The sequence below is a fragment of the Thermaurantimonas aggregans genome (genome assembly GCF_003851885.1).
GTDB lineage: Bacteria > Bacteroidota > Bacteroidia > Flavobacteriales > Schleiferiaceae > Thermaurantimonas > Thermaurantimonas aggregans.
Map to the genome: position 1 here is coordinate 64,738 of NZ_BHZE01000011.1, position 23,864 is coordinate 88,601.

Annotated in this window: 16 protein-coding genes; 5 read left to right on the forward strand and 11 right to left on the reverse strand. The window is 44.9% G+C overall.

Annotation, left to right across the window (positions count from 1 at the left end; genetic code table 11):
* Positions 1 to 154: 154 nt before the first annotated feature.
* The 4 genes from EIP89_RS06750 to EIP89_RS06765 all read right to left on the reverse strand — a co-directional run bounded on the left by EIP89_RS06750 (position 155) and on the right by EIP89_RS06765 (position 3,883).
* The gene (locus EIP89_RS06750; protein WP_124397912.1) at positions 155 to 1,066 is read right to left on the reverse strand and encodes an AEC family transporter; all 912 of its coding nucleotides are present in this window, start codon (positions 1,064 to 1,066) and stop codon (positions 155 to 157) included.
* Between the two features lie 119 nt (positions 1,067 to 1,185).
* Complete coding sequence (locus EIP89_RS06755) at positions 1,186 to 2,628, reverse strand: NADP-dependent isocitrate dehydrogenase (protein ID WP_124397913.1); 1,443 nt, start codon at positions 2,626 to 2,628, stop codon at positions 1,186 to 1,188.
* A gap of 208 nt (positions 2,629 to 2,836) precedes the next feature.
* Positions 2,837 to 3,283, reverse strand: coding sequence for a PD-(D/E)XK nuclease domain-containing protein (locus tag EIP89_RS06760; RefSeq protein WP_245966114.1), 447 nt, complete (start codon positions 3,281 to 3,283; stop codon positions 2,837 to 2,839).
* A 66-nt stretch (positions 3,284 to 3,349) separates the two neighbouring features.
* Entirely contained in the window at positions 3,350 to 3,883 is a 534-nt protein-coding gene (locus EIP89_RS06765) for an AAA family ATPase (RefSeq protein ID WP_124397915.1), read from the reverse strand.
* Between the two features lie 74 nt (positions 3,884 to 3,957).
* Here EIP89_RS06765 and EIP89_RS06770 point away from each other — a divergent pair, with 74 nt between their 5' ends.
* Positions 3,958 to 4,473: an acyl-CoA thioesterase gene (locus tag EIP89_RS06770; RefSeq protein WP_124397916.1), complete on the forward strand. Its 516-nt coding sequence runs from the start codon at positions 3,958 to 3,960 to the stop codon at positions 4,471 to 4,473.
* Positions 4,474 to 4,485: 12 nt separating this feature from the next.
* On the forward strand, positions 4,486 to 5,757 hold the full coding sequence (gene purD, locus EIP89_RS06775) for a phosphoribosylamine--glycine ligase (protein WP_124397917.1): 1,272 nt from the start codon (positions 4,486 to 4,488) through the stop codon (positions 5,755 to 5,757).
* Between the two features lie 54 nt (positions 5,758 to 5,811).
* Here purD and typA read toward each other — a convergent pair whose 3' ends face one another.
* Positions 5,812 to 7,626 carry a translational GTPase TypA gene (gene typA, locus EIP89_RS06780; RefSeq protein WP_124397918.1) on the reverse strand — a complete coding sequence of 605 codons (1,815 nt, stop codon included), beginning with the start codon at positions 7,624 to 7,626 and terminating at the stop codon, positions 5,812 to 5,814.
* Positions 7,627 to 8,322: 696 nt separating this feature from the next.
* Between typA and EIP89_RS11475 the strand changes: the two genes are divergently transcribed.
* Positions 8,323 to 8,469, forward strand: coding sequence for a hypothetical protein (locus tag EIP89_RS11475; protein ID WP_160160550.1), 147 nt, complete (start codon positions 8,323 to 8,325; stop codon positions 8,467 to 8,469).
* Positions 8,470 to 8,598: 129 nt separating this feature from the next.
* On the opposite strand, the gene EIP89_RS06785 is transcribed toward EIP89_RS11475, so the two are convergent.
* From EIP89_RS06785 to EIP89_RS06810, 6 genes are all read right to left on the reverse strand, one after another.
* Positions 8,599 to 10,917 carry a TonB-dependent receptor gene (locus EIP89_RS06785; protein WP_124397919.1) on the reverse strand — a complete coding sequence of 773 codons (2,319 nt, stop codon included), beginning with the start codon at positions 10,915 to 10,917 and terminating at the stop codon, positions 8,599 to 8,601.
* 196 nt (positions 10,918 to 11,113) lie between these two features.
* Positions 11,114 to 12,343, reverse strand: a complete 1,230-nt coding sequence (locus tag EIP89_RS06790) for a GTP-binding protein (RefSeq protein WP_124397920.1) — start codon at positions 12,341 to 12,343, stop codon at positions 11,114 to 11,116.
* Positions 12,344 to 12,388: 45 nt separating this feature from the next.
* Positions 12,389 to 14,965, reverse strand: a complete 2,577-nt coding sequence (locus tag EIP89_RS06795; RefSeq protein ID WP_245966115.1) for a DNA gyrase/topoisomerase IV subunit A — start codon at positions 14,963 to 14,965, stop codon at positions 12,389 to 12,391.
* A 336-nt stretch (positions 14,966 to 15,301) separates the two neighbouring features.
* Positions 15,302 to 16,756 carry a glyceraldehyde-3-phosphate dehydrogenase gene (locus EIP89_RS06800; RefSeq protein WP_124397922.1) on the reverse strand — a complete coding sequence of 485 codons (1,455 nt, stop codon included), beginning with the start codon at positions 16,754 to 16,756 and terminating at the stop codon, positions 15,302 to 15,304.
* Positions 16,757 to 17,110: 354 nt separating this feature from the next.
* Positions 17,111 to 19,210, reverse strand: a complete 2,100-nt coding sequence (gene ppk1, locus EIP89_RS06805; RefSeq protein WP_124397923.1) for a polyphosphate kinase 1 — start codon at positions 19,208 to 19,210, stop codon at positions 17,111 to 17,113.
* Between the two features lie 9 nt (positions 19,211 to 19,219).
* On the reverse strand, positions 19,220 to 19,717 hold the full coding sequence (locus tag EIP89_RS06810) for a SixA phosphatase family protein (RefSeq protein ID WP_124397924.1): 498 nt from the start codon (positions 19,715 to 19,717) through the stop codon (positions 19,220 to 19,222).
* A 486-nt stretch (positions 19,718 to 20,203) separates the two neighbouring features.
* On the opposite strand from EIP89_RS06810, the gene EIP89_RS06815 reads away from it, so the two are divergent.
* Both EIP89_RS06815 and EIP89_RS06820 read left to right on the forward strand, forming a co-directional pair.
* On the forward strand, positions 20,204 to 22,393 hold the full coding sequence (locus EIP89_RS06815) for a glutamine synthetase III family protein (RefSeq protein WP_124397926.1): 2,190 nt from the start codon (positions 20,204 to 20,206) through the stop codon (positions 22,391 to 22,393).
* Between the two features lie 278 nt (positions 22,394 to 22,671).
* A complete protein-coding gene (locus EIP89_RS06820) occupies positions 22,672 to 23,772 on the forward strand; it encodes an NAD(P)/FAD-dependent oxidoreductase (RefSeq protein WP_124397925.1) in 1,101 nt (366 codons plus the stop codon).
* Positions 23,773 to 23,864: the final 92 nt, after the last annotated feature.

Sequence of the window (23,864 nt, forward strand, 5' to 3'; positions counted from 1 at the left end):
AGTAAAAATGGGTCACTTTCTCGACCCATTTTTACTTTCATGTAACAGCTAGAGAGTAAAAAATTTTTAAATGATTAAACTGCGTGTAAAAACGAACGGTAATCATTTAAGCGTTTTGAGAGCCTTAAAATGAGTACCATAAATCCAAATTCGTTTAAGTCGTCAATATATTTTCCAATACCCAATACCAACCGGCTGTGGTTAGAAGGGAAAGTAAAATACCAATACCTACAATGTACCCAGCTAAGCCAGAGTTTAGCCGAAACTGAGAAGCCACAACATAAGAGGTCACCATAGGGGCCATAGCAGCCTCAAAAACAGTGATTTTGTAATACAAGGAAGTTAAATTAGTAAGCAAACTGAGCAAGACCATTACAACAGCCGGCGCCAGTAATAGCTTAACCATTAAGGCGTAACCCAATTCACTCCACCGGTCAAAATGCTCTTTAAAAGATATCTGAAGCGAAACAGAAACAAGTGCAAGAGGGACTAAAGGGGCTGAGAGTTTTTCCATCAAAGTATTCCACCATGCAGGCAATGGCATGTGTGAGATAGATATGGCAATTAAAAAGGCTATAAATGGTGGAAAGGTGATAATGTGCTTCATTAGATAGCGCACACTTACATACCCCTCAGCATACCACGTGGCATATCCAATTCCCAAAATGCTTAATACGAAAAAAGCTCCTTGATCGCTAAGCAAGGCGATTTTGATGGCATCTGATCCATACCAGGTCTCCACTAATGGAAATCCCACAAAAGATGTATTGCTTAGTCCCATGGTGAGCAACAGCGCACCTCGCGTAGTGGTATCAATAGGCTTTATTTTCGAAAAAATCCAAACTGCTATTAGCGCGATTCCAAACACAAGAAACTGTGACAAAAATGGCCAAACGATTGAGGCACTCCATTCAATGAGAGGTACATAGCGAAAAGCAACTGCCGGAAGAGCGATGTAAATGATAAAAATGTTTAAAGCCTTGTGCCCATCTTTGGGAAAACTAGACACTTTCCTCAACAACTGCCCAGCCAGTAGGCAGATGAGTATTAGAATAAAGTTAGCCAACCGCTTTTGAAATAAGGCAGCAAAAGTATTTTTTACAGCGAAAGAGCTTTGAAAAGGAAAATAAAAAAACCGCTACAGCGCAACTGCAGCGGTTTTTCTTTAATTAGATTTTTAGAAAATTACTGACCTTGACCAAGTGAAAAGGCGCGTTCGCCGTTGAAGTAATAAAGGTTTTCTGTCTTTATCACATCTATTCCGTGAGCTTCAGCTTTTGTGAGAAGGTCAATGATTTGCTGCTTGGTTAGATTTTTACCGTCGTTTGTTTTGAAACGGCAGCGCCAGTGATCAGTGCAGAAGGTGGCCTCAAACCCATCCGGATAAACTTTTACCCCGCGATTTGTGATCATGTCGAGATAAACGTTGTCGTGGTTTAGAGCTTCCATCATTTTGCCGATTTCATTCGGATTGAAGCCTGGCCAGTGCACGAAGAGGTCAACGCCTACTAAATCTTTTTTAGCCGGTGCTTTCCGCTCGTATTTTGGTAGTTTAAAGGCAGTACCTGCTTTAAAGCTTACCGGTTTTAGTGTTTTTGGCATTTGTCCAAGACGGGCAATCACGGCATCAGCAAATTCACTTGTTCCGACTTTCTGCTTGCTTACGCCCTCCTTGTAAATGTCGTATGTATGGATACCGTCTTCAAGGGTTTTCAGCCAAGCATTTTGTACGCGTTCGGCCACATCACCCTGTCCGATGTGAATCAGCATGAGAATAGCTCCTTGCAGTAAGCCTGAAGGGTTGGCTACATTCTGACCTGCTCGACGAGGTGCTGATCCATGAATAGCCTCAAACATGGCATATTCATCTCCAATATTTGCAGATCCTGCTAAACCAACAGAACCAGTGATTTGTGCTGCTACGTCGCTGAGAACATCCCCATAGAGGTTAGGCATCACAATCACGTCGAATGCTTCGGGAGTATCAGCAAGTTTTGCAGCGCCGATATCTACAATCCAGTGTTCTTTTTCGATGTCGGGATATTCAGCCCCAATTTCATCAAAAATTTTATGAAACAATCCATCGGTCTGCTTCATAATGTTGTCTTTGGTGAAACAGGTTACCTTTTTTCTGTTGTACGCGCGAGCGTATTCGAAAGCATAACGGATGATTTTTTCACTTCCCGGGCGGCTGATAAGCTTGAGGCACTGAACTACTTCGTCAGTTTGCTGGTGCTCGATGCCAGCATAGAGATCTTCTTCGTTTTCGCGAATGATGACCACATCCATCACAGGATGCTTAGTCTCTACAAAAGGATGCAAGCTTCTGCAAGGACGTACATTGGCATAGAGAGCAAGCGTCTTACGAGTGGTGACGTTCAGTGACTTGTAACCACCACCTTGTGGAGTGGTGATGGGGGCTTTTAGAAATATTTTGTTGCGGATTATGGTATCCCAGGCTTCTTTCGAAATTCCTGCGGTATTACCTGCTAAATAGACTTTTTCTCCGACTTCGATCTCATCTATTTCAATTTGAGCGCCAGCAGCAAGAATGATTCTGAGCGTTGCATCCATTATCTCAGGGCCTATACCGTCGCCCTTAGCTACTGTAATACGTGTTTTTGACATTTCCAACGATATTTTAAACGATTATTAATGTGGCAAATATCACAAACACGGAGTTAATGTTCACAAAAAAGGACCTAAAAAATTTATTTTCAGGTATTTACTGTGAGTGTATTTAATACACGCTGTCGATTGTAAAAAGATATCCGGCCGATGGTGTGATGGGTGTAATTATGCCCTTGATTCTACTAAACGAATTTTCTGTTTAGGATTACACCCACAGAAGTTCTTCTACTTGGCAGGTTTGGGAGTTGAAGTTGATGCCGATTTTGTGGAAGTGTTTGCCGGAGTTTTTCCAGCGGTCGAGGTAGCCATTTTGTTCAATTTGTCGGAGGACTTCTTCGGCTGAGCCATCGAGCCTAAACTCCTGGCAATACACGCTATCGCCCAGCACTACGATGCTATCGGCTCTGCCGCGACTGGTGTGTACTTCGCTGAAGATGTGCATGCCGGCAAGGGTAAAGATCAAATACACCAGAGCATGAAAAAACTTCTCATTGTTCTTTATCCACAGGTCGTAAGGAATATCGGCAAATACTTGATTTATGGCATCTTTTAGGACTTCTTCTCTTTTGTGTTTCAAAGCTTCGAGCAGTTTGCTCAGTACGGACGTGGCTGATCCTGGTTTACGACCGTAGGTGAAGGCATCGGCTAGCATCTCCACATAGGCTTGTTTTATTTCTAAGTTGGTGAAAGTCAGAATGTTATGGTCTAGTACAGGTTTTTAATAGATGAAACAGTTTAGAATAGTGATGAAGACCAGCTTCAGGTTGGGGTCGGCATTTTTCAACACGGAGTAGAAGCTCTTGAGCACACTGCGGTTTTGGCGTGCACAGGGTAGGCTATCCTTGTCGAGGTAATCGATCAAGGGTTTGTCGTACTCATCGATGAGGACGACCACCTTTTGGCCACTGGCAGTGTGGAGCACTTTTATCAATTCGCCGAACTTTACCGATAGGCTCTGACCAGCAAGTGAGTGACCGTAACTGTGGGCGATGCGGTCGAGTTCGTCGTTGAGGGCCGTAGAAAGCGAAATCTCGCGATAGCTAATGCTGGCAAAGGGTATTTTGATGACCGGGATACTCCTGAAAGTCCGATTTGTCGTAGATGAAGAGGCCTTCGAAGAGGTCTCTTCTGCCCCTGAAGAGGTACTCCATGGCACTGACCAGCAACGACTAGCCAAACCTGCACGGACGGGAGAGGAAGTTGTACCCTCCTCAGCTAGCAAGCTGATGAAGAAATTCCGTTTAATCCACATAAAGGATTAATCATATTTTCACCAAATCTCAAATACCCCTGTACGGATATTTGCACTGATCAAATTCTCAAACAATGAAGCCAAAACATCCATCCGAATCTCTAACGATTATGACCGAAATGGTGCTTCCGAACGATACAAATAATTTGAAAAATCTCTTTGGGGGGCAATTGCTTAGTTGGATGGATAGATGTGCTGCCATAGCCGCACATAGGCATTGCAGGCGAATTGTCGTTACAGCTTCTGTAAATCACGTTTCATTTCAACATCCCATACCTGAAGGAAGTATTGTAACCCTAGAGGCTAAGGTGAGTCGCTCTTTTTACTCTTCTATGGAGGTATTTGTGGATGTTTACATCGAGGAGAAAGTAGGTGGTGAACGCATTAAAGCAAATGAAGCCATTTATACATTTGTTGCAGTTGATCAATTGGGAAACCCCATTCAAGTGCCACCCGTAGAGCCTGTTACTGAGCTGGAGAAGAAAAGGTATGAGGGAGCTCTACGCCGTCGTCAGTTAGCTCTGATACTCAGCGGTAAAATGAAACCTGAAGAAGCTACGGAATTAAAAGCTCTGTTTGTAAAAGATTGAAATTGTGTTACCATGAAAAAAATTTTGCTGCTGGGCAGTGGTGGTAGAGAGTACACGATGGCTTGGAAACTTTCAAAAAGCTCTATTCCACATCACTTATTTATCGCTCCAGGTAATGGTGGAACGGAGGCTTATGGAAAGAACTTGCCGTTTGGTTACAACGATTTTAAAAAAATTACTCAATTTGTCATATCAGAAAAGATTGATTTAGTAATCGTAGGGCCAGAAGAACCACTCGTAAATGGATTAGCCGATGAATTATCGCAAATTGGCGTTCCAGTGTGTGGTCCAAATAAGGCTGGAGCTAAGCTGGAAGGCAGTAAGGCGTATGCAAAACAATTTATGAGCGAATTAGGAATCCCTACTGCAGCATACCGATCTTTTTCGGCTGATCTGATAGAGGAGGCTCAAGAATTTCTAAAACAAATAGATCCGCCTTATGTGATTAAAGCCGATGGTCTGGCTGCTGGAAAGGGAGTGCTCATCTGTCAAACCCTCGATGAGGCCTACTCAGCACTTGAAGATGTAATGAGGGTAAAAAAGTTTGGAAGTGCTGGTAATCAAGTAGTTATTGAGCAATTTCTCAAAGGAATCGAATTTTCGGTTTTTGTAGCTACTGATGGAAATCACTATGTTCTCTTGCCTGAAGCAAAAGACTATAAAAGGGTAGGTGAGGGAGACACAGGATTAAATACAGGTGGCATGGGTGCTGTAAGCCCGGTACCCTTCTTTGATGAGCAGTTAAAGCAGAAAGTGATTGAGCGGATAATTGAGCCTACGCTTACAGGATTGAAACAAAGAATGGTTACCTACCGAGGGTTTATCTTTTTTGGATTAATGAATGTCGGGGGTAATCCATATGTGATAGAATACAATTGTCGCCTTGGTGATCCAGAAACGGAGGTGATTTTGCCTCGTTTGGAGGAAGATTTCTTACAGTTGTGTTTTGATGTAGCTTTAGGTAATATCGTTGAAAATAGGCAAGCAAAGGTCTCACAAAAACACGCTGCTACCGTGATGATGGTTTCCGAGGGATATCCGGAAGCTTATGTTAAAGGATTCCCTATCTCTATGCCTGAAGTAGTAGAAGAAAATACCCTTTTAATTCACGCCGGTACACTGAGAAAAGACAATCAACTTTTGACCAATGGAGGCAGAGTTCTCAGCGTGACTGCTTTAGGCGATTCTCTTAAGGACGCATTGAATAAAAGTTACAATGCAGCAGGAAAAATACACTTTCAACAGATGTACTTCAGAAGGGATATCGGTTACGAGTTTATGTAAAAGCAAAGCCCTGGACTTTTAATGCTTTAGCCGGGGCTTTTTTGAAGACCACATTTAAGAAATAGCTTCCTTGGCTTTTTTGTAGCGCTCGCGATCTGAGGCTTTTAGGTGGATTTTACGAAGTCTAATGGATTTAGGTGTCACTTCTACGTATTCGTCGTCTTGAATATATTCTAAAGCTTCTTCCAGACTGAGCTTTTTTGCGGGAGCGATGCGCATTTTTTCATCGGCTCCGCTTGATCGCATGTTGGTGAGTTTCTTGGTTTTAGTCACGTTTACGGCCAGGTCTCCAGGTCTGTTGTTTTCGCCAATTACTTGACCCTCGTACACTTCTTCGCCGGGTTCAATAAAGAATATGCCGCGATCTTGAAGATTATTAATTGAATAGGGAATGGCTGTACCGGTTTCAAGTGAGATGATGGCTCCGTTAGAACGTCCGGGTATTGGCCCTTTGTAGGGTTGGAATTCCAAAAATCTGTGTGCCATTACAGCTTCGCCCTGTGTGGCTGTGAGCATGTAATTGCGCAATCCAATCAGACCGCGAGATGGAATGACAAACTCCAGATGCATGCGATCGCCTTTGGGTTCCATTTTTAATAACTCACCTTTGCGAAGAGTTACAGCCTCTACCGCTTTTCCGGAGAATTCTTCCGGAAGGTCAATGGTAAGCTCTTCTACAGGTTCGTAGCGCTTGCCGTCGATTTCTTTTATGATTACTTGCGGTTGACCAATTTGAAGCTCAAAGCCTTCGCGTCGCATGTTTTCAATGAGGATACTCAGGTGCAAAACTCCGCGACCAAAGACCATGAAGGAGTCTGATGAGCCAGTCTCTTTAACGCGTAGCGCTAGGTTTCGCTCCAATTCTTTGTCGAGCCGTTCTTTTATTTTTTGGGATGTTACAAACTTGCCTTCCTTACCAAAAAAAGGTGAATCATTAATGGTGAAGAGCATACTCATGGTGGGCTCTTCGATGGCTATGCCTGGCAGTGCTTCCGGATTTTCGGCATCTGCGATGGTATCGCCAATTTCAAATCCTTCAATACCCGTGACGGCCACAATTTCACCGGCATCTACCGATTCAACCTTAGCGCGTTGGAAGCCCTCGAATACAAATACCTCTTTCACCTTAGATTTAAGAATGGTACCATCGCGTTTGATAAGGCTGACGGGGGTATTGGGCGTCAACCTACCGCGCTGAAGTCTGCCAATGGCTATGCGACCTGTGTAGCTGGAGTAATCGAGCGATGTAACGAGCATTTGCAAACTTCCTTCTTCCACTTTAGGCGGAGGAATGTGTTCAATGATTTGGTCGAAAAGATAAGTGACGTCGGAAGTGGGATTTTTGTAATCAGGACCCATCCAACCATTTTTGGCAGAACCATACACTACGGGAAAGTCGAGCTGCTCTTCGGTGGCATCGAGTGAAAACATAAGGTCGAACACCTGCTCGTACACCTCTTCGGGTCGACAGTTGGGCTTATCCACTTTGTTGATAACGACAATGGGTTTTAGTCCGAGCTGTAAGGCTTTTTGAAGTACAAAGCGCGTTTGAGGCATGGGGCCTTCGAAGGCATCAACAAGAAGAAGCACGCCATCAGCCATATTGAGCACGCGCTCTACCTCTCCGCCAAAGTCGGCGTGTCCTGGAGTATCAATGATGTTGATTTTGTAGTCTTTGTAACGAACGGATACGTTTTTTGCAATAATGGTGATGCCCCGTTCTCGTTCCAGGTCGTTGTTGTCGAGGATAAGTTCGCCGGGCAATTCATGGTCTTTAAAGAGTTTGCCGGCGATAAGCATTTTGTCTACAAGGGTTGTTTTGCCGTGATCGACGTGGGCAATGATGGCTATGTTTCTGTGCTTGAGCATTCTGAAGGAGAATCAAGGCGCAAAAATAGGCTTTAAGGGTGGGCTGATTCTGCTAAATAATGTTGAATTTGATGGATTTAGTGGCATATTTAAAGAGCCAATATCGAAAAGATCGATAAACGACGGCCAACGTTATTTAGGCATTGACATTTAGTTGAAGTCAAAGTTTATAGCCTTAAGCCAAAAAATACTCACCCCCCCAGCCCTATCGACGAAAGCTCAGGAGAGCTTTGTCGGCATCTGCGACTCTCTACGTCTTGCGGAAGCAAAGAAGGGGGAGGAAAAAGTCCCTCTTTAAATCCACATGTCGGATCTGGAGAGGGATTTGGGGTATGTATTTGCTTAATGCGCAGAATATCTGCAAATCAATCTGTTAAAATCCCTGGGTGTATCTGTGTTAATCTGTGTTCTCAATGCATTTTTTATCCATTACCGCAAAAAAGACGACAAGCAATTCTCCTAACATTAAAATAAAAAAATCCGGAAAGCAGATTAATGAACATTTTCTTCAAATAGGTCGCACATGGCCTTTACAGTGACCATGATTTTGTAGGCATTTAGTAAAACTTTTTTCGAAAGACTCATGATCGTAGTTGCTGACTTATGCCGCAAATGTCCGACGTACCTACAGCTTTCAATTTTTTTTTTAGTTTAATTTTTAGTGTTACCGTCTACGAAAAAATATGATTATGTCGGGTGATGGTAGTATGGGCTTGCGTGAGGGATAGTGGCGGTTATGAGCCGCAGCAGGAGTGGAGTGGCGGCATACAGCGCGAGGCTGGCTGGTCTGAAAGACAGACAACGCAGCGCGATATGCCGCCCACAACTGCAAGGCGAATATGAGCCACTAGCCCGACCCTCGCAGCTGCCTGTGAGGGCAAGCTGCGAGGGGCACGCCCAAATAAATAAAAAATCCCGAAAGGTCATTGATCTGCCATTCGGGATTGGAAATTGTTTTAAAAAAGAGATTTTTTAGAATGTATAGCTTACTGAAACGGTGGGGAGGATGGGCAGCTGATCGACCCGGCGGGCGCGGAGGCGGTCGAAATAGAAAATGTTGTTACGGTTGAGCAGATTGGTGGCGCCAGCGCTGATATCAAGCCTTTGATATTCAGCTACTTTGAAAGTTCGCTTTAGGCTGATGTCGAAGCGGTGGTAATTGGGCAGGCGGGCAGAGTTGAGCTCGCCGTAGTAGTAGCCTACTACGCCGTTTTCTTTAATGAAGTTGTAGTTGGCAAAGGGTTGGTTGAATTGGTTTGTGAAGTTGAGTTGCACGAAGTTGCCCTGAGTGGGGGTGAAAGGGAAGCCAGTACCGAAGTTGTACCTGGCGTTGAACTCCCATTCTTTGTTTTTTCCGGCGGTGTAGGTGTAAACGAGATTGAGGTTATGACGGCGGTCAAAAACGGGGAAGTATTCGATCTGCCCGTCGAAACGGGTGATACGAGCAAGTGAGTAGGCGAGCCAGAGATAGTGGCGTTTTTCTTCGTATTTGAGGAGGAAGTCGATGCCTGAGGCCAATCCGGTTTCGATGATAAAGTCTTTTGAAAGTTCTTCAGGCTGGCCTGGGGTACCTTCTTCATATATTTTGTTTCGATTGAGATTGTAGTTGATGGCAAAATCTTTCAGGTAGCCTTCGATGGTGAGCGTGGTCTTGCGAGTGATGTCGTATTCCAATCCAACGATATAATGATAAGCTGTTTGGGAACTTAGGAAGAAATTGCGGCCGTTAAAGGTTGAGGGAATGCTGGTTGGTCCGCCAAGAAAACCGTAGAAAAGGTTTACTACGTCGCGGTCGGAGTTAGCAGCTACCAAATTCTGCGAGTACACCCCTGCCGAGGCTTTGATGCGTATGTCTTCGTTCAGATTGTATTTGGCGCCGAGGCGTGGCTCGAAGGAGAGATCGCTTAGGCTGGCGTAATAGTGAAGCCGCAAACCTGGCTCTACAAGGAAGCGACCCGTATTGAGTCTGTAAGACACGTAACCGGCAAGTTCGGTGGAATTGTCGTCGTTGAAGATGCGCTGACCTACAGGATTGGTGAGTAAGAGCTCGGTGCGGTAGCCGATCGCTTGTACACCAAACTTAAGCTCATCACTCTTGCGCATCAGATAGGTGAAGTTGATGCCGGCATTGAAGCCCCCCACTTCACTGCGTCGGGGCTGACCGTCGCTGAAGTCAGCATTGATGTTGTAATTGGTATAACCAAAGTTTCCGTCGATGATAACGGTGGTGCCTTCAGGCACTATGGTAAAGTCGGCCCCTCCGCCGGATTGTGTCCAGTTGATGGTGCTTGTTTGATCAAAAGTGACGGCATCGTCAAAGAAGAATCCGAATGCATTGAAGCCTGCGCCAGTACCTGAGGAAAATGAGACTTTTCCGTAATAGTCGTTGAATTCGAAAGGAAGACCTCCAAATTGAGACTCGATGTAGGGATAAAAGATGCGATCAGTTCGGTTGAGAAAGCTGTTTTTAGCCGATAAGATGAAGGAGAGAGATTCTGTTGATTCAGGATTTTTCCAGATCGGGCCTTCGAGCAAGACTTTAGAGGTAAAGGTACTCAGAGAGAGTTTGCCCGTCAGGCGCTCGGTGCTTCCGTTACGGGTTTTAAAGTCCATGACTGATGAATTGCGGCTACCGTATGCTGCACCGAATCCGGCTGTGTAAATGTCGGCTGAGCGGATGATGTCTGGGTCAAAGACCGAGTAAAATCCAATGCTGTGAAAGGGATTGTAAAGAATCATATTGTCGAGCAATACGAGGTTTTGGATAGGTGCACCACCGCGAATGAATATTTGTCCGCCCTGATCGCCGGTAGAGACTACACCAGGCAGCACCTGAATGGCTCGCATTATGTCGGCATCGCCACCTGCCGAAAAACTTTCGATCTTTTTGGGATTGAGCGAGATAACTCCGGTTTGAATTTTGGTTTGGGCTTCGATTTTCTGAGCATTTATTTCTACTTCTCCAAGAAATTGCGTAGAGGTTTTCAGACTGATGCGTTCGTTAATCACGCGATTGGCCACTACGGTCACTTGTTTGGTGAAGGTTTCGTACCCTATCAAACTGACTTTTAATGTATATGTACCAGGATTGACATTGGGCAGTACGAAGAAGCCATCGTCGTTGGTGATGGTGCCTACCTTTCTATCTCCTTCTAAAACGACATTTACAAAAGGTAGGGGTTCTTTGGTTTGGGCATCATTCACGTAACCGCGTATCCGGCCTTGTGTGGCTGTTTGTGGAAATACGATAAAAGGTATAAAAAGGATCAGAATCAAGAGTCTCAATCGCATGCGTTTATGTCTTTTAAAGCAAATGTAAATGGAATAAAAAGTCGAATTTGTAACGCTTAATATTTCACAGATTTTTTAGAAAATTCCCTTTGAAGCTTACTTGAGCGGTGTGTTGTGTCTTTGCATTATCAGAAAAATTTTTTATACTCTGCTCAAGGTGTTTCTCATTCGGGCTGGAAACAGTAAAGATTGGAAACTAAAGATTTTTAGCCACTTGTGTAACTCCGGTGACGACCACTACCCTGCCATCTGAATCAATGAGCAATCCTCTATCAAAGCACCTTGAGTAGGGAATTGAAAAAAGAGAAATCTCAATCAATAGAGAAACAAATTTCGGAAAATCAGATAATTGTAAAGGATTGACGTTGCTATTTAGAATTTTAATACCTAAGAGGGGAAAGGTTCCCAGCGGAGTGATCCAGGTGTATTTATGGCCCATTGAGATGGGTAAAAGTTGCAAAGCATCGACCTGTACCACTATGGCAGTCGATGACAGTGGACTGTCTGTTAACATCCAATCGCGCTCAAATGGATATTGTGCTTCTGCGATGATGACGCCTGATTGTCCTGCACGTAAGCTTTTCACCTGTTGGCCATGATGATACATTTTTTTGATCATAACCTCTTGATTGTCGCGAAGGGGGAGGTAAAGTTTTTTACCAACTTCTATCATTCCGCTGATGACCTTAATGCCTGCACCATTGATTGTCGGTAGGGTCCAGAAGATTTTTCCAATCGCCACTGGGTGAGGCTCAACAGTAGGCGATGAAGGAGTGCAAGACTCGGCGATACGCTGTAAGTGCTCTAAAAGAGTTACGCCAGAATACCAGGGCGTAAGGCCTTGATTTTTCACAACATTATGGCCGTAAAGGGCTGAAGCCGGAATATAGTGTACTGAGGGAGGAAGGTATTTGCCAGCAGCAGAGCTGAATTTGGATACAAAACTTTCGAAAATATCGCTGCGGTATCCGACAGTGTCCATCTTATTGACCACCACGGCGATGTGTGAAATGGAAAACATTTTAGCCAGTTGCAGATGACGGAGTGTTTGATCGGTGAAATCTCTGGAAATATCTACCAATAGCACTAAAGAGTCGGCCTGACTAAGACCTGTAGTGGTATTTTGGATGTATTCGAGATGGCCTGGAGTATCTATCAATAGCATGCGCCAGCCCTTCCAACGGATGGTGCGGTAGGCTACGTCGATGGTGATGCGTTGTGCTTGTTCGGTGCTGAGACCATCGGTGAGCCAAGCAATTTCGGGCGTAGGTCGGCCGAGGCGTTGACTTTCGGCGGAAATAGCCTCAAGTTGGTCGTTTGTCACATTTTCGGAATCGATGAGCAGCCGACCAAGCAGGGTGCTTTTGCCATCATCAGTACTGCCAGCTATAGCTACTTTAAAGATCTTTTGTTGTACAGTAGTCAATGCGTCTGCCTAGTTGGTTTAGGAAATTATCTTCAATATCTTTCCCTATAAAGGATTTGATGATTGTTGATTATCGTTTTCTAGTTCATCGAAAATGGAGATCTGGCGAACGGTTTTATCGCCAATTTCAAATTCAAGTGTGAAAGGTTTATCGCTTTCGAGCGTCGGATTTTCTGTTGGCTCTTCTGTCGGCGGTTCTTCGTCGTCGGGGCTAATGAGGGTAATTTGCTTCACGGGATAAGTAGTGAGTTGATTTCCCTGAGCTTTAATGCCTTTTACAGTAATAAATTCTGCCAAATTGATTTCTTCAGGGGGGCGCTGCTTGCCTTTTACTTCTTCGAAATCGATGCGAATGACCGGAATCTTCTGAAAAGTAATCACCTCCGGATGATTGCCATCGCCGTCGGGGATGAAGGTTTCGCGTTTTTCTGACTTTTCGGGATGAAAGCGCTTTACAAAGTAGCGCTGCTTAGCGGCATCCCAGTACACGCAAGTCAGTATGTCATCGGGGTTAAACTTTCGGATGAAGAGGTGGTCATCGTCGAAGTGTGTACTTAGATCAGTGCCGGTGAGTCGATAGCTTCCGTTTTTGCCGATTTCAATGATTTTGTCGTCACCTCCAAAAAATCCTAACAGACGGCCACGACCTTCAGTATTAAGTCTTACAACGCTTTCGTCAAGCCAGATTTTTCTAGGTGCCAGTGTGCTGTGACCTTTTTCTTTCAGCTCGATTTTTTTAACCGGATACTTCGTAACCAGGTTGCCACGTGCACTGCGACCTTTAATGGCCAGAGAGGCAAAGTCAATGTCGAAACGCAGTTTTTTGATCTTGCTAATCGGCTTTAGAAAGACAGATACAATTTCTGCTTCGCCGTTCGGATTGGCTGAAAAGTGCAGTATCTCGCTTCCAGGCTTGCCTTGTGTAATGTCGTATTCATTTCCGCGAATTACACCATCTACATAAAACCGCTTCATGTAGGAGGGTCCTTTGACACCATCGCGGTAAATGACATTGTAAATGGTTCGCTTGTCGCCTTTTTTAAAAACGGCTACATGTATGATGTCTTTTCCGACGTACACTTTTTGGTCCACCTTTACCACCAACATCTTGCCATCGCGACGAAACACAATGACGTCGTCGATATCTGAGCAATCGCACACATACTCGTCCTTTTTCATACCAATTCCTACGAATCCCTCTTCGCGGTTTACGTAGAGCTTTTCGTTGGCGATGGCGACGGTTTGCGCCTGTATTTCGTCGAAAAGCCTCAATTCGGTTTTACGCTCACGACCTTTGCCGTATTTTTCTTTCAGGTACTGGAACCACTTGATGGTGTATTCGGTAAGGTGAGCGAGGTTGTATTCTACTTCGGCAATTTCGCCCTCGAGAGCTTTTATATGATCGTCGGCTTTGTCAGCGTCGTATTTTGAGATGCGTTTGATTTTTATCTCTGTAAGGCGCACGATGTCATCATCGGTTACAGGTCGCAGTAGATGGCTCGTGTGAGGCTCTAACCCTTGGCGGATGTTGCTGATTACCTGTTCCCAGGTTTCCGCTTCTTCGATGTCGCGATAGATTTTGTTTTCGATAAAAATGCGTTCAAGCGAAGCGAAATGCCATGCTTCTTGCAACTCTCCGAGCTTTACTTCGAGTTCGGCTTTTAAAAGATTTCTTGTCAGATATGCCGATTCGCGAAGCATCTCGCTTACGCCCATAAAAAGAGGTTTATCATCGTAAATTACGCATGCCATAGGCGAGATGCTCACCTCACAATCTGTAAAGGCATAGAGCGCATCTATTGTTTTATCAGGCGAAATACCGGGGTGGAGATGAACAAGGATTTCAACGTTTTCGGCGGTGTTGTCTTCTATTTTGCGGATCTTGATTTTGCCTTTTTCATTGGCTTTCAGAATGCTTTCGATTAGTGAACCAGTAGTGGTGCCGTAGGGTATTTCCGTGATGACGAGGGTCTTTTTATCCAATGCTGAAATTTTGGCGCGTACGCGCACCCGTCCACCGCGCTGGCCATCGTTGTAATTGCTCACATCGGCTACCCCGCCTGTCGGGAAATCAGGAAAAATCTGTACTTCCTTCCCGTTGAGCACGTCGATACAGCCATCGATGAGCTCGTTGAAGTTGTGAGGCAAAATTTTGGTGCTCAGTCCTACGGCTATACCTTCTACCCCTTGTGCAAGCAGCAGCGGAAATTTTACAGGAAAGAAGACCGGCTCTTTTGCCCGACCGTCGTAGCTGGCTTGCCACTGGGTGATTTTAGGCGAAAAGACAACATCGAGAGCAAACTTGGTTAGACGAGCTTCGATGTAGCGGGGTGCAGCTGCTCCATCACCGGTCAGGATGTTTCCCCAGTTACCTTGGCAGTCGATGAGCAGATCTTTTTGGCCGAGCTGCACTAAAGCATCGCCTATCGATGCATCGCCGTGCGGGTGGTATTTCATCGTATTTCCGATGATGTTTGCCACCTTGTGATAGCGGCCATCGTGCATCTCGTACATTGAGTGCAGTATGCGACGCTGTACAGGTTTCAAGCCATCGTACATGGCTGGCACAGCTCGTTCAAGGATTACGTAGGAGGCGTAATCCAAAAAATACTCGCGATACATGCCCGATACCTTATTCAGATGGGCAACATGACCCTCGCCACCGCCTTCGGGTGCAGGGTCAGGCTCGCCGATCAGTTCCTCTTCGTCTGCCATTTACTCTTGTGATTGTTTTGCACCGATTCGAGCCGTAAAGGTAGGAAAAGCGGTTTTTTTACCTCAGAAGGCTAAATCGAAATCTTTCTACATTCCACTTTTTTCTGCTTTCTATTGTTCAATCTGTATTTTTAAAAGGCAGAAAATGATTTTGATGTCTCAATTTACACAAAACAAAAACCGCCCAACCGTTACCCTAAGGCTTCGGAGGGCGGCTTTTCCCCTTGACTTCAGTTTAAAGTTTTAATAATAGCTCTTTCTGCGCACCTTAGCCAGGTATTTGCTCAGCCGTATTACCTGTCTGGTATATCCATATTCGTTGTCGTACCACACATACAGCACTACCGACTTTCCGTCAGGATGAACAATAGTGGCCTTGCTGTCGAACACCGAAGGACATGGATTGCCAATGATGTCAGAGCTCACCAATTCATCTGAAATGTGATACATGATTTGCTCCACCAGGTCGCCCTGAAGGGCGGCACGTCGCATGGTTTGGTTGATGTCATCAACTGAAGTGGATTTTGAAAGCGTAAGATTGAGAATGGCCAAGGATCCGTCGGGAACAGGTACCCGAATAGCGTTAGAGGTAAGTTTTGAGCCGAGTCCAGGAATGGCTTTATCGACGGCGCTGCCGGCTCCTGTTTCAGTGATCACCATGTTGAGTGCTGCTGCGCGACCACGGCGGTACTTCGGGTGCATGTTGTCTACCAGGTTTTGGTCGTTGGTATAGGCATGAATGGTTTCAATATGACCTTTTTCGATACCGTAGGCATCGTTGATCACCTTGAGCACTGGTACAATGGCATTGGTCGTACACGATGCTGCTGAGAAGATGTTTTCTTCGTCGGGATTTACACTGCGCTGATTTACACCATGCACCAAATTGGGTACTCCCTTACCAGGTGCAGTGAGCAGCACTTTCGATACGCCCTTGCTCTGCAAATGGCGCGATAAGGCCGCACGATCGCGATAAGCCCCAGTATTGTCGATTACCAATGCATCGTTGATACCGTATTGCGTATAGTCGATTTCTTCAGGCTTTGAGGTGGCTATCATGGCTACCTTTCGGCCATTGATGATGAGGGCTTTGTTTTCGTAATCTTCAATCACTGTACCCGGAAAAGCCCCATGCACCGAATCAACGCGCAACAAGGAAGCGCGCTTTTTGATCGAAAGGTCGTCGTTTTCTCGTGTTACAATGGCTCGCAGGCGTAGTTGTTCGCCTCTGCCCTCCTGAGCAATTAATTCCCTGGCTACCAGACGTCCAATGCGACCAAACCCATACAGTATTACATCTTTTGGGTGTATCGTAATACGGTTTTCAGGACCGATAAAGTCGCGCAACTGATGGCGAATGAAGGCTGAACGGTCGGGAAACTGTTGGCCGATTTCTAAATATTCTTTTGTGAGCCTTCCTAAGTCCATGCGAGCCGGGCAGATGTCTTCCTGTAGCAGGGCCTGTGCCATAGCAAGGGTGTCTTCTACCTTCAGTGGCACACCTACCACCTGCTCAGCATAATGATGTAAATTCAGAATCTCGCCCGGACGGCGATCGATGAGTTGATTTCGAAAAAGAACGGTTTCTACTCCTTTGTCGTACCAGAGGTCGTTGATCGCTTTGATGAGACAAACTGCGTTTTTTTCGTTTTTGATGCGGTTTTCTACTGCTTGTTGATAATCTTCTAATCGAATCATACAAATGAGGTAGAGATATGTGTCAAAAGTAGAATGACACAGATGTGTTTCAAAGTGTTGTTGAAAATATTAACATGCTGAATACCAATTAAATATGTAATTTTTTTGGTGTGTATTTTTTACACTTACCTTAAAAAATTTTCTTATAAATGACGCTGATTTCGAACTAAACAATTTTCCCAGTAGATCGGCTAACTTCCATAAAAAGTTTTGTTTCTAAAATGGATGTTTTGTTTGAGCAATTTTTGGTGTAATCTTTTTTAGAGAATATGTAGAGAAAAATCAGGCACTTAACCTACTTTTAATAGTTAAGTGCCTTGATTTCAAGGGATATTTTTAGTGAGTGTACAGCGATTAAAGCTGTCGGCCTCCGGCTTTTTTGAGTTCTCGCTTTACGTATTCGTAAAGCTCTATTTGTGCTCTTATTTTAGGACCAGGATGTTTGCGATAGGCATTTTTTACCTCCCAGCCGTGAATGCGTGCCTTGCAGTTGTCTTTCCAAAGGATATCGAGATGGTCTTGAATTTCGCGCTGAATCTTGGGGTCGTACACCGGGCAGGTCACTTCTACGCGGTATTCGATGTTTCGCGTCATCATGTCGGCTGAGGAGATGTAGTACTTCGGTTCTCCGCCGTTGGCAAATACGTACACGCGACTGTGCTCCAGAAAGCGATCTACAATACTGATAGCTTCGATGTTTTCACTTAGCCCTGGTTTGCCTGGAATGAGCGAACATATGCCCCTGACGATTAGTCGAATTTTTACACCTGCCTGAGAAGCCTGATAGAGCTTTTCGATAATTCCAGTGTCTGAAAGGGAGTTGAGTTTCCAAAAGATGTAAGCCTCTTTACCGGCTTTGGCGTTTTTTATTTCGTTGTCGATCAGCTCGTTTATTTTCAAGCGCTGATAGTGAGGTGAAACGATTAAGTGCTGGTATTGAAAGACTTTGTAATTCGTCTTGAAAAATTCAAAAATCTTGGCGATATCGCGCGTAATACGAGGGTCAGCAGTCAACAACACGTAGTCGGTGTAGATGCGCGCTGTGCTTTCGTTAAAATTACCCGTGCTCACTATGGCGAAGTGCTCGACTTTTTCATTGCGCACTCGCGTGATGTGTACCAGCTTGCAATGTACCTTTAACCCAGTAACACCAAAAATTACCTCCACCTCTTCATTTTTGAGTTCTTCAGTCCATTTAATGTTTGCCTCTTCGTCGAAACGGGCTTGAAGCTCAATGACGACTAAGACCTTTTTGCCGTTTCGGGCGGCATTTTTAATGGCTGAGATTACTCTAGACTTTTCTGCCAAACGATAGAGCGTAATCTGTATGCTTGTTACATCAGGATCGATGGCTGCCTCGCGCAGCATGCGAATCACAAAAGAGAAGGAGTGGTAGGGCTGAAAGAGCAAGACATCTTTCCGCGCCACCACATCCATGATGCTCTTGTTAAGGTCAAGGTCTGGATGATTTAAAGGGGGGAGAGGCTCATAAACTGACGGAAACTCCTCAATGGCAGGAAACTTCATCAGGTCCTTCTTGTTGTGGTATCGTCCACCTGAGGCCAAACTGTCGTAATTGTCGAGCTGCATCCTGCTCATCAAGTACGACAGAAGGTCGGGTGGTATTTCGCGGTCGTATACAAATCGCACCGGGTCGCCTGTTTTACGGCTCTCAAGGCTCTCACTCACCTTGTCGATAAAACTTTTAGAAACGTCGTTTTCGATATCGAGCTCGGCATCGCGCGTGATTTTGATGGTATAAGCTTCAAACTTGTAATTGTTGAAAATGAAAAAGATGTAATTTAGATTGTACCGAATCAGGTCGTCCAAATACATAAAAAAGCGCTTGCCGTATTTGGGCAGCTCTACAAAGCGACCCACATAGTCGGTAGGCAATTCGATGAGGGCATAGAAATTTTTTGACGAGTCTAATTGATTCTCAGCCTTAATGGCCAGATAAATGGATTTGTCGGTCAATTGCGGAAAAGGCCGCTTCGGATTTAAAATCAGTGTAAAAACCGCCGGACTCACCTTGTCGATGAAAAACTGCCGAATGAATTCTTTTTGACCGGTAGTCAGGTTTTTCTCATCTACGATTACGATGCCCTTCTCATTGAGTTCGCGTATGAGCGCTTCGTAGATCTCCTCAGCCTCTTGCTGCTGCTCATTGGCGATTTGACTAATGGTTTGTAGCAATTTGTCGGGCGAAAAGCCCCCGAGCTCGCGGCTTGCCTTTTTGCCAAACATGCTCATCCGCTTGATGGTGGCATATCGCACCCTGAAGAATTCATCGAGGTTATTTGAGAAAATCCCGATAAATCTCAACCTTTCTACAAGCGGTACTGTAGGATCTGCTGCTTCCTGAAGCACCCGCGCATTAAAGTCGAGCCAACTTACATCACGTGGTATGTATCGATCTATTTGGAGCAGTTCCTTTTTCTTTTTCTTGTTCATGTAGAGCCTTTAAGATTTTCGGCGTTTTTTAGGGTAATCAAAGAATCTAAGCTCAGCCTTTGAGTCGATTTTCGACCAGTCGTCGGTATCGTACACCAGGCAGGCGATGCCCGTGGTGGGCACATTGTCAATGTGGTGATTGATGGCGTGATTTACAAAATCTGTAATGCCTGGATTATGGGCAAAGACCATGATTTTGTTACATGAATTCGGAATCCGCCGTATCACCTCGCGAATTTGCCAATCGGGGGCATCGTACAACTGACTTTCGATCTGAATTTTTGAAAACGGAATGCCAAAGGAACGTGCAAAAATGAGAGCAGTGTGCAGCGCTCGCGTAGCCGGGCTGCTTACGATTAGATCAGGTACTTCGCCATTTTCTCTCAGATACCTGGCTGATTCATAAGCATCGTTCACTCCGCGTCCATTCAGTGGTCTATCAAGGTCAGGAATGTTGTCGAAGTCCCAGCTCGACTTCGCATGACGAATCAAGTAAAGTGTTTTCATGGCCGCAAGATTTACTTCAAACCTTAACGAGGGGTTTGCATAATCTGTTGTGCAAAAGTCTGTTATATCCCATGAATCTTAACAGTTTTACGACAAATTAATGATTAAATAACACACCTGTCTGTCAATATCTAAATAACATTAACTACAACTTTTACTAAAACGAAAACCTATTCTACGTCTTTCTGTGGGTTCTGCGGGAAATACCTAACCTCTTTGCTTTCACCGGACGGAGTGAGTCCCGGGTGCTGACAAAGCTCCCCTGAGCTTTCGTCGGTAGAGGAAGGGGGAGTGAGTAAAAAATCTACAACAAATCACATTAATTCGGATAAACCCATCGTTTTTTAAGGGGTATATCTTTTAAAAAATGCTTTTTTGACGCCAATACCCCTTTAAATTTTACACAACATAGCAAAAAATCAATAAAAAAATTTGTTGGATGCCATTCGACTTCGTTGCTTTGCAGCCAAAATTTTACAGTCTATGATGACATCCCTTCGTTTTACAGCTCTTTTTGAAAGCATCAAGCGCAAACCTGTCGATTTCTCACTGCCGACCAACAAAGTGAGCGACGTATTCGGCAGCCACGTTTTTAACGACCGCGCCATGCGCGAATTCCTTACCTCTGAAGCCTATCAAGCTGTACGCGACGCCATCGAAAACGGAAGCCAGATCACCCGCGAAAAGGCCGATCAAATAGCGGCCGGCATGAAGGCTTGGGCTACTAGTCTCGGAGCCACTCACTACACCCACTGGTTTCAACCCCTTACGGGTGCTACAGCCGAAAAACACGACTCCTTTTTCGAGCCTACCGGTGAGGGGCGAGCTATCGAGAAGTTTAACGGCAGCCAGCTCGTACAGCAAGAACCCGATGCTTCATCATTTCCCTCCGGAGGTATTCGCAACACCTTCGAAGCTCGCGGATACACAGCCTGGGACCCCACCTCTCCTGCTTTCGTAATGGGTAACACCCTTTGTATCCCAACCGTATTTGTATCCTACACCGGTGAAGCACTCGACTACAAAACTCCTCTTTTAAAGTCGATGAACGCTCTGGACAAAGCTGCGACTGCCGTTTGTCAATATTTCGACAAAAACGTTACAAAAGTTTATTCAACCCTCGGTTGGGAGCAAGAGTACTTCCTCATCGATACAGCACTCTTCAACGCTCGTCCCGATCTGGCCATGACTGGTCGCACCCTCCTGGGCCATGCTCCCGCCAAAGGGCAACAGCTCGAAGACCACTACTTCGGCTCAATTCCCGAGCGCGTCATGAAGTTTATGCAAGAGCTCGAATACGAGTGCTACAAGCTTGGAATTCCCGTAAAGACCCGCCACAACGAAGTAGCCCCCAGCCAGTATGAGCTGGCGCCCATTTTCGAAGAGATCAACATCGCTGTTGACCATAATACCCTCCTGATGGATTTGATGGACAAGGTTGCCCGCCGTCACAACTTCCGCGTATTGCTACACGAAAAGCCCTTTGCCGGCATCAATGGAAGCGGAAAGCACAACAACTGGAGTATGGCGACCAACACCGGCAAAAACCTCCTCTCACCAGGTCGTACCCCGAAGAGCAACCTTATGTTTCTCACCTTTTTCATCAATACCATTAAGGCAGTACACGATTACGCCGACTTGCTTAGAGCTTCTATCGCTTCTGCCCAAAACGATCATCGCCTAGGTGCTAACGAGGCTCCACCTGCCATCATCTCAGTTTTCATTGGCGATTTTCTAACTTCAGTACTACACGAACTTGAAAAAGTAGAAGACGGCAAACTCAGTCCTGAGCAAAAGACGGAACTAAAACTCAACGTGGTGGGACGAATTCCTGAGATATTGCTCGACAATACCGATCGCAACCGCACATCGCCTTTTGCCTTTACAGGCAATAAGTTTGAATTCCGCGCCGTCGGTTCTTCGGCCAACTGTGCCGGCCCAATGACCGTACTTAATTCCATCATGGCCGAGCAACTCACTAAGTTCAAAAACGAGGTAGATGCCCTCATCGAAGGCGGCATGAAAAAGGACGACGCTATCTTCAATGTGCTTAAGAACTACATTATCGCATCTAAAAATATCCTCTTCGAAGGAGATGGCTACAGCGAAGAGTGGGTACAAGAGGCAGCCGGTCGCGGATTGAACAACATAAAGACCACCCCACATGCTTTAAAAGCTTTTGTCGATAAAAAAGCCATTGAACTTTTTGAAAAGCAAAGCATTATGAACGAGCGTGAGGTACACGCCCGCTACGAAATCATGCAGGAGATGTACTTCAAGAAAATTCAAATCGAAAGCCGCGTTTTGGGCGACATGGCAGGAAATCACATTGTGCCTGTTGCCATCAAATACCAAAATACCTTGATCGAAAATGTCCGCTCACTTAAGGAGATCCTATCACCCGAAGAGTTTGAGATAGTGGCAAAAGAGCAGCTCGAGATGATTAGGGAAATTTCAAAACGGGTATCTACAATCATTGCCCTCAAAGACGAAATGATCGAGACTCGCAAGGTGTGTAACAAAATCGAAGACGCTGAAGCTCGGGCCATCGCTTATTGCGAAAAAGTGCTTCCTTTCTTCCAGAAGATTCGCTATGAGGTCGATAAACTTGAGCTTTTAATCGATGATCAACTCTGGCCCTTGCCAAAATACAGAGAACTCCTTTTCTCTAAATAGTCATCAACATCTTAAAGGATTAAAAGCCGTTTCAGTCAACTGAGACGGCTTTTTTGTTGATTTTTTGCCGTCTCTATTCATATGTGGGGGGCTTTTTTAATTCTGGCTCTTCTGGTACATGTGGCAAGTGACCTGGCGTCACGCTGCGGACGAGCTTTTTTTGCTTTTCAAAAGCCAAATCATCCTAGCCAGTGTGATTATAATTACCCGTAATGCTGACTTATGTCTTTGTTTTTCAGGAATAATATCAAGAACCTTTGATTCTAAATTCAACTAAAATGAAAACCGTAGTTGTCGGTGGAAATTTTGCCGGTCTCACCACAGCCCTCGAGCTCAAGCGAAAACTTAAAGACCAAGTTAATGTTTTGGTAATCGACAAATCACCAGTTTTTACCTTCATCCCTTCTCTGATTTGGGTTCCGTTCAAAAGAAGAGATATCAAGGACATTACTCTCGATCGAAAAAAAATACTCAATAAAAAAGGCATCGACTTTCTAAGAGCAGAGGCTTTAAAAATAGACCCTGATAAGCATGTGATATATACTACGGAAGGCGAAGTCAGTTATGATCAGCTGGTAATCGCTACAGGCCCGAAAGTGGACTTCGATGTAGCCCCCGGAGTGCGCCAATATGCTTACTATGTAGGCACACAGGACGGAGCCATGAAAATTCGCAAGCGACTCGAAGAATTTGTCAAAAATCCGGGGCCTATCGTTGTAGGAGCTACACAATATGCCGGCTGTATGGGAGCTGGATATGAATTTCTTTTTAACATCGATCATTGGCTTAGAAAAAACAACATTCGCGATCGCGTAAAACTCACCTGGATTACGCCTGAGCCCTATCTCGGCCATTTTGGCATCGAAGGAATGACCGGAGCTGAAGCGATGCTCAAGAGGTTTCTTAAAATGCTTGACATCGATTTTCGTACAGAAGCTGCCATCAAGGAAGTTACCCCTACCGAAGTGATCTTAGAAAGCGGTGAGGCAATACCTTCGGTATTCACTATGTTGATGCCACCTTTTATAGGTGTTGATTTAATAAAAAATTCTCCTCAACTCGAGCCAACTTCTACAGGATACCTACAGGTTGATGATACCTACCGCCATCCGAAATACCCTAACATTTGGGCTGCAGGTATTGCGGTTAATGTGGTTCCTCCTTTTAAACCTGGCAAAGTGCCATTCGGCAGTCCAAAAACTGGCTTTCCAAGTGATGAAACCGGTAAAATCGTGGCAGAAAACATCGCCCGCATGGTAAGAGGAGAACAAAAGCTCAAGGCAAAAAAATGGGGAGATATTCCGGCTATTTGTGTACTGGATGCCGGCAATAAGGAGGTAATCATCCTGACTTCCGCAGATTTTTTATTTTTTGCTTAGTTGTAATTATAAATATTTGTTATACAATGATTTATAAAATCCATTTTCGTCATTTTGGGTGTTAATTTTATTTAGAGGCAAAAATTTGAAGT